At 74.1% G+C, this 12,469-nt stretch carries 12 protein-coding genes; 7 read left to right on the top strand and 5 right to left on the bottom strand.

What is annotated here, in order from left to right; all coding sequences use genetic code 11:
- Nucleotides 1–10: 10 nt before the first annotated feature.
- Nucleotides 11–1,015, bottom strand: coding sequence for a TAXI family TRAP transporter solute-binding subunit (locus J2S66_RS36630; RefSeq protein ID WP_310314332.1), 1,005 nt, complete (start codon nt 1,013–1,015; stop codon nt 11–13).
- A 57-nt stretch (nt 1,016–1,072) separates the two neighbouring features.
- On the opposite strand from J2S66_RS36630, the gene miaB reads away from it, so the two are divergent.
- Together miaB and J2S66_RS36620 are read left to right on the top strand one after the other, a co-directional pair.
- The gene (gene miaB, locus J2S66_RS36625) at nt 1,073–2,542 is read left to right on the top strand and encodes a tRNA (N6-isopentenyl adenosine(37)-C2)-methylthiotransferase MiaB (RefSeq protein WP_310314328.1); all 1,470 of its coding nucleotides are present in this window, start codon (nt 1,073–1,075) and stop codon (nt 2,540–2,542) included.
- A complete protein-coding gene (locus J2S66_RS36620; protein ID WP_310314325.1) occupies nt 2,539–3,012 on the top strand; it encodes an Rv2732c family membrane protein in 474 nt (157 codons plus the stop codon). Before miaB ends, J2S66_RS36620 begins: the two co-directional genes overlap by 4 nt.
- Nucleotides 3,013–3,129: 117 nt before the next feature.
- Here the strand turns inward: J2S66_RS36620 and J2S66_RS36615 are convergent, their stop codons facing one another.
- On the bottom strand, nt 3,130–4,464 hold the full coding sequence (locus tag J2S66_RS36615; RefSeq protein ID WP_310314322.1) for a DUF349 domain-containing protein: 1,335 nt from the start codon (nt 4,462–4,464) through the stop codon (nt 3,130–3,132).
- A 187-nt stretch (nt 4,465–4,651) separates the two neighbouring features.
- Here J2S66_RS36615 and J2S66_RS36610 point away from each other — a divergent pair, with 187 nt between their 5' ends.
- From J2S66_RS36610 to dapF, 3 genes are read left to right on the top strand one after another with little or no spacing between them, the layout of a single operon-like run.
- Nucleotides 4,652–5,356: a class III extradiol ring-cleavage dioxygenase family protein gene (locus J2S66_RS36610; protein ID WP_310314317.1), complete on the top strand. Its 705-nt coding sequence runs from the start codon at nt 4,652–4,654 to the stop codon at nt 5,354–5,356.
- Complete coding sequence (miaA, locus tag J2S66_RS36605) at nt 5,353–6,270, top strand: tRNA (adenosine(37)-N6)-dimethylallyltransferase MiaA (protein WP_310314314.1); 918 nt, start codon at nt 5,353–5,355, stop codon at nt 6,268–6,270. Before J2S66_RS36610 ends, miaA begins: the two co-directional genes overlap by 4 nt.
- A 10-nt stretch (nt 6,271–6,280) precedes the next feature.
- Nucleotides 6,281–7,081 carry a diaminopimelate epimerase gene (dapF, locus tag J2S66_RS36600; protein WP_310314311.1) on the top strand — a complete coding sequence of 267 codons (801 nt, stop codon included), beginning with the start codon at nt 6,281–6,283 and terminating at the stop codon, nt 7,079–7,081.
- On the opposite strand, the gene J2S66_RS36595 is transcribed toward dapF, so the two are convergent.
- From J2S66_RS36595 to J2S66_RS36585, 3 genes are read right to left on the bottom strand one after another with little or no spacing between them, the layout of a single operon-like run.
- Entirely contained in the window at nt 7,078–7,959 is an 882-nt protein-coding gene (locus tag J2S66_RS36595; protein ID WP_310314309.1) for an SMP-30/gluconolactonase/LRE family protein, read from the bottom strand. The two genes, dapF and J2S66_RS36595, sit on opposite strands and share 4 nt — an antisense overlap.
- The gene (locus tag J2S66_RS36590; RefSeq protein ID WP_310314306.1) at nt 7,952–9,181 is read right to left on the bottom strand and encodes an MFS transporter; all 1,230 of its coding nucleotides are present in this window, start codon (nt 9,179–9,181) and stop codon (nt 7,952–7,954) included. Before J2S66_RS36590 ends, J2S66_RS36595 begins: the two co-directional genes overlap by 8 nt.
- Nucleotides 9,165–10,409, bottom strand: a complete 1,245-nt coding sequence (locus tag J2S66_RS36585) for an MFS transporter (protein ID WP_310314303.1) — start codon at nt 10,407–10,409, stop codon at nt 9,165–9,167. Before J2S66_RS36585 ends, J2S66_RS36590 begins: the two co-directional genes overlap by 17 nt.
- Nucleotides 10,410–10,477: 68 nt before the next feature.
- Between J2S66_RS36585 and J2S66_RS36580 the strand changes: the two genes are divergently transcribed.
- The gene (locus tag J2S66_RS36580; protein WP_310314298.1) at nt 10,478–10,966 is read left to right on the top strand and encodes an ArsR/SmtB family transcription factor; all 489 of its coding nucleotides are present in this window, start codon (nt 10,478–10,480) and stop codon (nt 10,964–10,966) included.
- A gap of 43 nt (nt 10,967–11,009) precedes the next feature.
- Nucleotides 11,010–12,455 (top strand): GTPase HflX, encoded by a 1,446-nt coding sequence (gene hflX / locus J2S66_RS36575; RefSeq protein ID WP_306746920.1) that lies wholly within the window; start codon nt 11,010–11,012, stop codon nt 12,453–12,455.
- Nucleotides 12,456–12,469: the final 14 nt, after the last annotated feature.

Genomic DNA, 12,469 nt, shown 5'->3' with positions numbered 1-12,469 from the left:
CGTCCGGCGGTCAGACCTTCACGTCGCGGTAGTAGCGCATCGCGCCGGGGTGCAGCTCGACCGGTGTGGTCTCGATCGCCGAGCGGACCTCTATCGACCTGGCCACCGGGCTGGCCGCGACCAGCGCCGGCTGGGCCGCGAACAGACCTCTGACCAGGGCTTCCGCCACGTCGTCCGAGATCGTGTCGTTGACCAGCAGGAAGTTGCGCACGACGAGCGTGACGACCGGGCCGCCGCCGAGCTGGTAGGCCGACGCGGGCAGCGTCGCCGAGCCGTAGACCGGGTAGGCGCGGCGCAGGTCGGGCAGCACGTCGCCGAGGTCGAGCATGCGCAGCTTCACCGTGGCCGCGAGCGTGGTGACCGCGTCGGTGGGCACGCCGCCGGACCAGAAGAACGCGTCGAGCGCCCCGTCGCGCATCCGGTCGGCGCTGGCCTGGAGGTCGTGGTAGCCGGGCTGGAGGTCGTCGATCGACATGCCGGCCGAGGCCAGCAGTCGCTGCGCGATGAGCCGCACGCCCGAGTCCTGCGCGCCGAGGCTCACCCGCATGCCCTTGAGCTCGGACAGCTTCGTGGCCGGGATGTCGTCGCGCACGACCAGCTGGAGGTAGTCGTCGTGCATCCGGGCCAGCGCGTACAGCTTGTGGTCGGCGCCCGTCCCCGGGACCGCCGTCCCGGCGCCCACCGTCCCGGCCCCCGCCCTGTCCGCCACCGCGGCGGCCACCGCGTCCGCCGCCGCGTCCGCCGCCGAGAAGCCGACCTGCGCCTGGCCGCCCCGCAGCCGCTGGAGGTTGTCCACCGATCCGGACGTCTCGGCCACCTGGGGACGCGGGATGCCCGGGTCCCGGGTCCACGCGTCGGCCAGGGCCGTGCTCAACTTGGCGTAGACCCCGACCGGGCTCCCCGCCGCGACGGTGAGCTTGACCTGGTCGAAGTCGTCACCGCACGCGGTCGACGACAGGGCGGCGAGGGCCAAGGCGGCCCCCACCGCGTGCAAGCGCAGCAGCGTTCCCGACACCCGCGCATCGTCGCACGACCGGCCTCTACCCTGGACCCGACGGAAGGACTAGGTGCAGTGACCCGCAGTTACCAGATCCGCACGTTCGGTTGCCAGATGAACGTGCACGACTCCGAACGCCTCGCCGGCATGCTGGAGGACGCGGGCTACGCGCCTGCCGAGGGCGACACCGCCCCCGACGTGGTCGTGTTCAACACCTGCGCCGTCCGCGAGAACGCCGACAACAAGCTGTACGGCACCCTGGGCCACCTCGCGCCCGCCAAGACCGCGAACCCCGACATGCAGATCGCCGTCGGCGGGTGCCTCGCCCAGAAGGACCAGCACGAGATCGTCAGGCGCGCCCCGTGGGTGGACGTGGTCTTCGGCACCCACAACATCGGCTCGCTGCCGGTGCTGCTGGAGCGCGCCCGGCACAACCGGGAGGCCCAGGTCGAGATCCTCGACTCCCTGGAGACGTTCCCCTCGACGCTGCCCGCCCGCCGCGATTCGGCCTACTCGGGCTGGGTGTCGGTGTCGGTCGGGTGCAACAACACGTGCACGTTCTGCATCGTCCCGTCGCTGCGCGGCAAGGAGAAGGACCGCCGGCCCGGCGAGGTGCTGGCCGAGGTGCAGGCCCTGGTCGACGAAGGCGTGCTGGAGGTCACCCTGCTGGGGCAGAACGTGAACTCCTACGGCGTCGAGTTCGGCGACCGGTTCGCGTTCGGCAAGCTGCTGCGCGCCACCGGCGGCATCGACGGGCTGGAGCGGGTCCGGTTCACCTCACCGCATCCCAAGGACTTCACCTCCGACGTGATCGCGGCGATGGCCGAGACGCCCGCCGTGTGCCACCAGCTGCACATGCCGCTCCAGTCGGGCTCGGACCGGCTGCTCAAGGAGATGCGCCGCTCGTACCGGACCGCGAAGTACCTGTCCATCCTGGACGAGGTGCGCTCGGCCATGCCGGACGCGGCCATCACCACCGACATCATCGTCGGCTTCCCCGGTGAGACCGAGGAGGACTTCCAGGCCACCCTGGACGTGGTGCGCGAGTCCCGGTTCTCCTCCGCGTTCACCTTCCAGTACTCCAAGCGCCCCGGCACGCCCGCCGCCGAGCTGCCCGACCAGCTGCCCAAGCAGGTCGTGCAGGAGCGCTACGACCGGCTGGTGACCCTGGTCAACGAGATCGCGCACGAGGAGAACCGCGCGCAGGTCGGCCGGCGGGTCGAACTGCTGGTCGCCTCGGGCGAGGGCCGCAAGGACACCGAGACCAACCGGATGACCGGGCGCGCCCGCGACGGCCGCCTGGTGCACTTCACGCCCGGCGACGCGCGCGTGCGTCCCGGCGACGTGGTCGAGACCGCGATCACCTACGGCGCGCCGCACAACCTGATCGCGGACGGCCCGCTGCTGTCGCACCGCCGCACCAGGGCGGGCGACCGGTCCGAGGCGGGCCTGAAGCCGAAGACGCCGGGCGTGACGCTGGGCCTGCCGTCGTTCGGCACGCCCGCCCCGCTGCCCGCAGCCGTGGGCGGGTGCTCGGTCGGGTGAACGGCGAACCCGAGGACCTGTCGCGGCTGCGCGAGGAGATCAACGGCGTGGGCCGCTCGGCGGCCAGGCGCGTCGACCCCGGCCGGGGCGCCCTGACGATCGCCGTGGCGGTGCTGGCGGTCCTGGTGTCCCTGGTGCTGCCCTGGGTGGACGGCGAGCAGGGGCTGGGCGTGCTGTTCGGCGACGCGCCCGCGCTGCCGAAGGTGTTCGGCTACGCGGCGCTCGTGGCGGGCGTGCTGCTGCCCGCGCTGACCCTGGCCCTGCGGCGGTGGGCGCTGGCGTGGACGTCCGCGCTGGCGGCGTTCGCCGCGTCCGTGGCGGGCGTGCTGTCGATCTGGACGACGCAGACCACGACCGGCCACGCGCCGGGACCGGGTCCGGGCATCGGGCTGGTCATCGCCGTGGTGGCGGTCGTCGTGCTGCTGGTGAAGTGGCTGGCGCTGGCGGCGTCGCGTCCCGGGATGCAGTGATGCCGGCGCCTGAGCGGCGGGCTTCGCGACCGGGGCGGCGAGGACGGCCCTGACCTGCTGTTCGAGAGCGGCCGGCCCCCGCACGAGCGGTGCGGGGGCCGGCGCGCCGACCTCCGGCTAGCGGGAGGCGACCGCCTGCTCGGCGGCGGCCAGCCACTCGCGCCACTGCTGGGCCTGGGCCTCGGCCTGCTCGGCCCGGCGCTTGTCGCCCGCCGAACGGGCCTTCTCGGCCTGGGCCTCGAACTGCTCGACGCGCTCGCGGAACTGCGCGACGCGGGCCTCGGCCTCCGGGTCGGACCGGCGCCACTGGGCGTCGACCGCGCCGCGGACCCGCTCCTCGATCGCGCGGAGCTTGCCCTCCAGGTCGCGGATGCGCTCGCGCGGGACCTTGCCGATCGCGTCCCACCGCTCCTGGATCTTGTAGAGCTGCTGGCGGGCGGTCTCCAGGTCGCCGGACGGGTCGATGCGCTCCGCCTCGGCGAGCAGTTCCTCCTTCAGCTTCGCGTTGGTCGCGAACTCGGCGTCACGCTCGCTGAACGCCTCGGAGCGCCGGGCGAAGAACGCGTCCTGGGCGGCGCGGAACCGCTGCCACAGCGCGTCGTCGGCCTCCTTGGGGGCGCGCCCGGCGGCCTTCCACTCGACCATCAGGTCCTTGTACCGGCCGGCCGTGGGGCCCCAGTCGTCGGACTCGACGAGCTTCTCGGCCTCCTCGACCAGCTCCTGCTTGCGGTTCTTGGCGACGCCCCGCTGCCGGTCGAGGTCGGCGAAGTGCGAGCCCCGCCGGCGGTTGAACGCGTCCCGCGCCTTGGAGAACCGCCGCCACAGCTGCTCGTCGGTCTTGCGGTCCACCCCCCGGATGGTCTTCCACTCCTCCAGGATCTGCCGCAACCGGTCGCCGGAGGCCTTCCACTGCGTCGACTCCTCGGCCAGCGCCTCGGCTTCCTCGACCAGCTCCAGCTTGCGGGCCCCGGCCGCGGCGCGCGCCTCGTCCTTGGCGGCCTTGGCGGCCTCCATGCCCTGCTCGGCCAGCGCGAGCACGTGCTCGACACGGGCCGCCAGCGCCGCGAGGTCGCCGACCACCGCCGCCTCGGCCAGGCTCTCCTGGACGTGCTTGGCGCTGGTCATGGCGTGCTTGGGGTCGCCCGCGCCGGAGGTCAGCCGGGTCACCAGCAACTCGACCTCGGTGCGGATGTCGTCGAACCGGCGGGCGAAGTGCGCGAGGCCCTCCGCGGGCTCGCCCGCCTGCCACGAGCCGACGACGCGCTCGCCGTCGGCCGTCTTCACGTAGACGGTGCCGTCCTCGTCCACGCGCCCCCAGCGGTCAGGGTGGTCCGACGCCACGGGGACCTGCGGCGGCGCCGTCACCGGCACAGCCGCCCTGGTCTCCTCGACCACCACCGCCCCCGCACCACTGTCACCAGTGGCTTCCGGTGTCGTCTCGTGCTCCGTCATCGCCGGCTTCCTCCTCGCCTGCCCACTTCGTGGTGCCCGTGCCGACCACGGGCGCCCCGCCAGCGGCGGGGCCCAGCACCCGGGTACCGCGCGACCCACCTGAAGGGTCTCCAGTACCTCGCGCGCATTCAAACAGGTCAGGGCTCGCATCGGTACCTGTGGTGGCCGATCGGTAGCGTGGGCTGCCATGATCTCGCGACTCGCGGTCGTGCCGCACCCCCCGCTGCTGGTGCCCGAACTGGTCGCCGGCGCGGCGGTGGAGACCGAGCCGGTGCGGGCGGCGACCCTGGCCGCGGCACGGGACCTCGCGGCTTGCTCGGACGAGTGGCTGGCCGTCGCCGCGGACCCCTCCGGGCCGCGGGTGGTGGAGGACGTGACCGGCAGCTTTCACGCGTTCGGGGTGGACGTGCCGGTGTCGCTCACCGAGGGCGCGTCCCGCGCGGAGGACGACCTCCCGCTGCCCGCCCTGATCGCCGGCTGGTTGCGGGAACGCGCCGGGGCACGCCGGGTGAGCGTCCACCTGGTGCCCCCCGACCTGCCCGAGCGAGACTGCGCGGCGCTCGGGGCGCGGCTCGCGGGCGCCTCCGCCCTGCTCGTCCTCGGCGACGGGTCGCACCGGCACGGCGAGCACGCCGTGGGGCGGGCCGACGACCGGGCGGGCGCGTTCGACGAGGGGGTGGGCCGGGCGCTGGCCTCGGCGGACCGGGGCGCCCTGCGGGCGCTGGACCCGGCGCTGGCGGCCGACCTGGGCGCCGGCGGGCGGGCCGCGTGGCAGGTCGCGGCGGCCGTGCCGGGCGCGTGGCGGTGCACCCGCTCGGCGTTCCTGGCCCCCTACGGCGTGGGGTACCACTGGGCCGTCTGGGAGGCGCGGTCTGGGAGGCTTGAGCCGTGAGCACCTCCCCACGGATCGTCCCGGTCGCGGTCGTCGGTCCCACCGCGACCGGCAAGTCAGACCTGGCCGTGCGGCTGGCCGTCGCGCTGGGCGGCGAGGTGGTCAACGCCGACGCGATGCAGCTCTACCGGGGCATGGACATCGGCACGGCCAAGGTGACCGAGGAGGAGCGGCGGGGCGTGCCCCACCACCTGCTCGACGTGCTGGACGTGACCGACACCGCCTCGGTGGCCGCCTACCAGCGGGACGCGCGCGCCGCCGTGGAGCGGCTGCTGGCCGAGGGCCGCACGCCGGTGCTGGTCGGCGGCTCGGGGCTGTACGTGCAGGCCGTGCTGGACGACCTGGAGTTCCCGGGCACCGACGAGGGGATCCGCGGCCGGCTGGAGCGGGAGCTCGCGGTGTCCGGCGCGGAGGCCCTGCACGGCCGGTTGGCGCGACTCGACCCGGCCGCGGCCCTGGCGATCCTGCCGTCCAACGCCCGGCGCGTGGTGCGCGCACTGGAGGTGATCGAGCTGACCGGCAGGCCGTTCTCGGCGACCCTGCCCACACCCGGCCCGGCGCGCTGGGGCGCCGTGCTGGTCGGCCTGGACCGGGAGGTGGCCGAACTCGACGCGCGGGTCGACGCGCGGGTCGGCCGGATGTTCGAGGCGGGCCTGGTCGAGGAGGTGCGGGCGCTGGAGGCGAGGGGCCTGCGCGAGGGCCGCACGGCGTCGCGCGCCCTCGGCTACCAGCAGGTGCTGGCCGCGTTCGACGGCGAGTGCTCGGTCGAGGAGGCGTTCGGGGCGACCGCGCTGGGCACCCGGCGGTTCGTGCGCAGGCAGCGGTCGTGGTTCCGCCGCGACCGGCGGGTCACCTGGTTCGACGCGTCCTCGCCCGACCTGGCCGACGAGGTGCTCCGCCACGTCACGTCGTAAGGTGGCGGGCGTGGGCGTCGAATTCCTGAAGGGCCACGGCACCGAGAACGACTTCGTGGTGCTGCCCGATCCCGAGGGCCTGCTGGACCTCACCGAGGAGCGGGTCCGGGTGCTGTGCGACCGGCGGCGCGGCCTGGGCGCGGACGGCGTGCTGCGGGTGGTGCGCCCCGACTTCGGCCCCTGGTTCATGGACTACCGCAACGCCGACGGCTCGATCGCCGAGATGTGCGGCAACGGCGTGCGGGTGTTCGTCCGCTACCTGGTCGACGAGGGCCTGGTGCCCGCGGGCGAGTTCACCATCGGCACCCGGTCGGGTGAACGGCGGGTCGTCGCGCACGCGGACGGCACGGTGACCGTCGACCTGGGCCGCGCCCTGGTCACCGGCACCGGCACGGCCACGGTCGGCGGCAGCGCGTTCGGCGGGGTCGCGGTGGACGTCGGCAATCCGCACCTGGCGTGCGTGACCGAGGTGCCGGTGGGCGAACTGGACCTGGAGGTCCCGCCCGGCTACGACCCGGTGCTGTTCCCGCACGGCGTGAACGTGGAGTTCGTCAACGTGCTGGCCGACGGCGCGCTGCGGATGCGCGTGCACGAGCGCGGCGTCGGCGAGACCCGGTCGTGCGGCACGGGCACCGTCGCCGCGGTGGCGTCGTGGCTGCACGGGTCGGGTCAGCGCACCGGCAAGGCCACTGTGGACGTCCTCGGCGGACAGGTGTCGGTGGTGGTCGAGGAGGAGGGCGCGACGATCACCGGCCCGGCCGTCCTGCTCGCCCGCGGCGAACTCGACCAGGCCTGGTGGGACGCCCTCTAGGCGTTCCCGGGCGTCCCCTGGAGGCCGAACACCTCCAGCTTGCCCAGGTGCGCCCCGGCCACCACCTCCGGCTGCGACGTGGGCGCGGTGCAGCAGACGAGCCGGTGGCCGACGACCGCCACCGCGAAGCACGGCTGCGACGTCGCGACCCGGTGGGTGACGGCGCCGCCCTCCTCGACCCGGAACGCGCACGCCTGGAGCGCGGGCGCGACCCACGCGCCGCCGTCTGCGTCCACCGCGATGCCGTCGGGCGCGATGCCGTGCTCGCGCAGCGCCGCCCACGGGGTGCGGCCGGACAGGGTGCCGTCGTCGGCCACGTCGAACGCGGTCAGGCCGAACGCCAGGGTCTCGGCGACGAGGAGCCTGCCGTCCGGCAGCAGGCCCATGCCGTTGGGGAACTTGAGGTCCTCGGCGGCCCGCGACACCGTCCCGTCCGGCCGGACCAGCGCCAGGGCCGCGCCGGGCGGCTCCCAGCCGGGTTCGAGCAGGGGCGCCTCGCCGCCCGCCTCGGCGATGAGGCCGTGCAGGTCGAAGCCGAAGTTGCCCACGTACGCGCGGCCGCGCGCGTCGACCAGCATGTCGTTGGCGTGGAAGGTGGCGATGTCGCCCAGGTCGGCGTGCTCGACCAGGTCGCCGTCCTCCAGGCGCAGCACGCGGCGGTCGCGCATCGACACCACGAGCAGCCGCCCGTCGGGCAGCCAGCCCAGACCGGAGGGCTGTCCAGGCACCGCGCAGACGACCTCCTCGGCCCCGGTGTCCAGGTCGAGGGCACGCACCTCGCGCTCGTAGAAGTCCGAGTAGAACAGCCTGCCGTCGGGCCCGCGCCGCGGACCCTCGCCGAACCGGAGACCCTCGCGCAGCACGGTGGTGTCAGCCATGGCGCTCGACGGTAGTGATCACCGGGGCGTCCCGCATCGCCCGCAGCGGTGACAGCAGGACCCACAGGACGGACAGGGCCATGCCCGCCGAGGCGACCCACAGCGTGTCGCGCACCCCGATCCACCCGGCGAGCGCGCCGCCGGCCAGCGCGCCCAGCGGCGACGCGCCCCAGGCCAGGAAGCGGACGGTCGCGTTCATCCGGCCCTGGAGGCCGGGCGGGCACAGCGACTGGCGCAGGCTGACCTGGGCCACGTTGTAGACGACGACGCCCACCGAGGTGACCGCGGTGCCGACGACGAACAACGTGATCCGCCAGTCCGGCGCGGTCAGCGGCACGAGCAGCCAGAACGGCTGGGTGACCAGCAGCGACAGCCACACCAGCCGGGCCGTGCCGAGCCGCCTCAACCGGCTCGCGGCCAGGCCGACCAGCGCGCCGCCCGCGCTGCCGGCGCCCAGCAGCGCGGAGGCGGCCGTAGGCGACAGGTCCAGGTCGCGCAGCAGGAACAGCACGTTCACCGCGCCCCACACGGAGTTGGTCAGGTTGTACGACGTCGTGCACAGCGCGATGGATCGCAGGAGCGGGTGCCCGAGCACGAACCGCAGCCCCTCCCCCATCTCGGCCCACAGGGCCCGGTCGCGTCGGGGGACGGGCTCCTCGACCGCCCGCACGCCGCGCAGCAGCAGGGCGGCGGCCAGGTAGGACGCGCTGATCGCCGACACGGCGTTCGCACCGCCCAGGAGCTGTACCAGCGGTCCGCCGAGCGGTCGCCCGGTCAGCCGGGCCACCTGCTGCGACGACACCAGCCGGGCGTTGCCCGCCGTCAGCCCGTCGCGGTCGACCAGCACCGGCAGGTACGCCTGGCCGGCGACGTCCACGAGCACCGTCAGCACGCCCGCCAGCAGCGCCGCCAGCACCAGGTGGGCGAACGTCAGCCCGCCGAACCACCTGGCGAGCGGCACCGTAGCCAGCAGCAGCGCCCGGCCGGTGGTGCCCCAGACCAGCAGCGGGCGCTTGCGGACCCGGTCGACCAGCACCCCCACCGGCAGGCCGACGACCAGGAACGCCGCCATCCCGGCCGCGGTCAGCAGCCCCACCTGGAACTCCGAGGCGTCCAGCGCCTCGATCGCCACCGCCGGCAGCACGAACGACGAGACCGCCGTGCCGAACTGGTTGGCCGCGTCGCTGCCCCAGAACCGCCGGAAGTCACCCCGTGACGACATCCTCCTCGTCCTCCTCGTGGTGGACCGGACCGCGGCGCAGCGGTGACAGCACCACCCACAGCGCCGAGAGCGCCTGCCCCGCCATGGCCACCCACAGCGTCGGCGTGATCCCGATGCCCTCTCCCAGGGCGCCGCCGGCCAGCCCGCCCAGCGGCAGCGCGCCCCACACCACGAACCGGATGCTCGCGTTCATCCGGCCGAGCAGGTGGTCGGGGCAGATCGACTGCCGGTAGCTGAGCTGGGCGACGTTGTAGACGATCACGCCGTAGCCGATGCCGACCTCGCCGAGGACGACGAGCGCGAGCCGCCAGTCCGGCGCGCCGAGCGGCACGAGCAGCCCCAGCGGGAACGTGACCAGGGCGGACAGCCAGATCGGCGTGATCGGGCCGAACCGGGCGTGCCACCGGCCCATCGTCACCGCGCCGAGCACGGCGCCCGCGCCAGCGGCGCTGAGCAGCAGGCCCACCGCGCCCTCGGACAGGCCCAGCTCGCGGACCAGGAACAGCACGGTGACCGCCGCGCCGATGCCACCGAAGAAGTTCGACGTGCCCGTGCAGGCGACGATCGCGCGCAGCGACGGGTGCCCGAACACGAACCGCAGGCCCTCGGCGACCTCGTGCCGCAGCCCGGTGCGGCCGGTGCGCTCCGGCACCGGTTCGACGGTGCGGATGCGCAGCAGGAACAGCGCCGACACGAGGTAGCCGACGCCGGTGGCGAGCACGCCGACGGCCGCGCCGAGCGCCTGGGCCAGCCCACCCGCCAGGGCCGGGCCGGACACCTGGGCCACCGCCCGGCTGGACTCCAGCTTCGAGTTGCCCTCGACGAGCTGCTCCCGGCCCACCAGGGCGGGCAGGTACGACTGATAGGCGACGTCGAACATGACCGTGGCCGCGCCGACCAGCAGCGCCACCACGACGAGGTGGGCGAGGGTGAGCGCGCCGAGCCACCAGGCGACCGGGATGGACAGCAGCAGCAGGGCCCGCGCGAGGTCGGCGACGAGCATGACGGGACGGCGGCTCATCCGGTCCACCCACACCCCGGCGGGCAGCCCGATCAGCAGGAACGCGGCCGAGCCCGCGGCGGAGAGCACGCCCATCTCGAACGGCGTGGCGGCCAGTGCGCCGACGGCGAGCAGCGGCAGGACCGTGCGACCGATCGTGGCGCCGAACTGGCTGACGGTGTCGCCCACCCACAGGAGGCGGAAGTCGCGGTGGGACCGGAGGGACATGCCCGGAGCATCGCGCAAGTGATTGGAAACTGTCAATCACTCATTCACCGGCGACGTATCCTTGGCCGGTGGAGCGACCGATCGCCACGGCCGAGCAGGCCGCCGCCCTCGCCTCGGACGTGCGGCTGCGCATCATCCGGCTCACGCACGAGACGCCGATGACCAACAAGGAGCTGGCGGAGCGACTGGGCAAGGACCCCGCCACGACCCTGCACCACGTGCGGAAGCTCGTCGCCACCGGCTTCCTGGAGGCCCAGCCCCAGCGCGCCGGCAACCGGGGCGCCCGGGAGGTCCCGTACCTGTCCACCGGCCTGTCCTGGCGACTGCGGTGGGACCCCGAGCCGCTGGCCACCAAGGAGGCCGTGCTCCAGGCGTTCCTCGGTGAGGTCTCGGAGGTCGGGGTGGACGCGGTCAAGCAGATCCGACTGGTCCTCAGGACCGACCCCGAGGAACTAAAACGGCGCATCGCGGCGTTGTTCCTGGAGCTGGCAGAGGAGCCGGCGCACCCGGACGGCGAGCGCGTGGCCGTCTACCTGGCCGTGTACCCGGGCGGTTAACCGCTCGGCCGGCCGCGGGGTGACGTGCGACGATGAAGGGCAAATGACGGAAAACACGTACCGAACCACCGACTGGCTCGACCAGGACGAAGAGCTGTCCACCGGCGACTTCGCCCTTGAAGAGCGCGCGGCGCTGCGTCGCGTCGCCGGGCTGTCCACCGAACTCCAGGACGTCACCGAGGTCGAGTACCGGCAGCTCCGCCTGGAGCGCGTCGTGCTGGTCGGCGTGTGGACCGAGGGCACGGCGGCGGACTCCGAGGCATCCCTGGCCGAGCTGGCGCTGCTCGCCGAGACGGCGGGCTCCGAGGTCCTCGAAGGTCTCGTCCAGCGGCGCGACCGACCCGACCCGGCCACCTACATCGGCTCCGGCAAGGTCGCCGAGCTGCGCGACATCGTGATCTCGACGGGCGCGGACACGGTGATCGCCGACGGCGAGCTGTCGCCCGGCCAGCTGCGGCAGCTGGAGGAGAAGCTCAAGGTCAAGGTCATCGACCGCACGGCGCTGATCCTCGACATCTTCGCCCAGCACGCCTCGACCAAGGAGGGCAAGGCCCAGGTCGAGATGGCGCAGCTGCAGTACCTGCTGCCGCGCCTGCGCGGTTGGGGCGAGTCGCTGTCCCGGCAGGCCGGTGGCCGCGCCGGCGGCGGCAACGGCGGCGTGGGTCTGCGCGGTCCCGGTGAGACGAAGCTGGAGACCGACCGCCGGCGCATCCGCGCGCGCATCTCGAAGCTGCGCCGCGAGATCGCCGCCATGGGCGTCATCCGGGAGACCAAGCGGCACCGCCGCGTGGCCAACTCGGTGCCGAACGTCGCCATCGCGGGTTACACGAACGCGGGCAAGTCCAGCCTGCTCAACGCGCTGACCGGCGCGGGGGTGCTGGTGCAGGACGCCCTGTTCGCGACCCTCGACCCGACGACGCGGCGCACCGAGACCCCCGAGGGCCTGCCCTACACGCTGACCGACACCGTCGGCTTCGTGCGGCACCTGCCGCACCAGCTGGTCGAGGCGTTCCGGTCGACGCTGGAGGAGGTCGCCGACGCGGACCTGCTGGTCCACGTGGTCGACGGGTCCGACGCGATGCCGGAGAAGCAGGTCACGGCGGTGCGCGAGGTGATCGGCGAGATCTCGTCGCGGCGCGACGACCCGATGCCGCACGAGCTGCTCGTGGTCAACAAGGTCGACGCGGTGGGCGAGCTGGGCATGGCCCGGCTGCGGCACCTGTTCCCGACCGCGGTGTTCGTCTCCGCGCACACCGGCGAGGGCATCGCCGAGCTGCGCGAGCGCATCGCGGTGGAGACGCCGCGGCCCGAGGTGGTCGTGGAGGCGCTCGTGCCGTACGCGCGGGGCGAGGTCGTCGCGCGCGTGCACCGCGAGGGCGAGGTGCTCAAGGAGCGGCACACCGAGGAGGGCACCGAGCTGTCCGCCCGGGTCCGGCCCGACCTGGCCGGCGTGCTGGAGCAGTTCGCCGTGGACGGAAGCCGCGCCTGAGCCCTTGCGCGCGC

This window comes from Saccharothrix longispora (assembly GCF_031455225.1).
In the GTDB taxonomy this organism is placed as follows: Bacteria; Actinomycetota; Actinomycetes; order Mycobacteriales; family Pseudonocardiaceae; genus Actinosynnema; species Actinosynnema longispora.
The sequence above is the reverse complement of the archived record's forward strand: the minus strand, read 5'-3'. Positions and strand labels throughout refer to the sequence as shown.

Coding starts and splice junctions, on each gene's coding strand:
- J2S66_RS36615 (WP_310314322.1), bottom strand. CDS start 4,464: ATGACGGAGCACGAGACGACACCGGAAGCCACTGGTGACAGTGGTGCG.
- J2S66_RS36610 (WP_310314317.1), top strand. CDS start 4,652: ATGATCTCGCGACTCGCGGTCGTGCCGCACCCCCCGCTGCTGGTGCCC.
- J2S66_RS36595 (WP_310314309.1), bottom strand. CDS start 7,959: ATGGCTGACACCACCGTGCTGCGCGAGGGTCTCCGGTTCGGCGAGGGT.
- J2S66_RS36590 (WP_310314306.1), bottom strand. CDS start 9,181: ATGTCGTCACGGGGTGACTTCCGGCGGTTCTGGGGCAGCGACGCGGCC.
- J2S66_RS36585 (WP_310314303.1), bottom strand. CDS start 10,409: ATGTCCCTCCGGTCCCACCGCGACTTCCGCCTCCTGTGGGTGGGCGAC.
- hflX (WP_306746920.1), top strand. CDS start 11,010: ATGACGGAAAACACGTACCGAACCACCGACTGGCTCGACCAGGACGAA.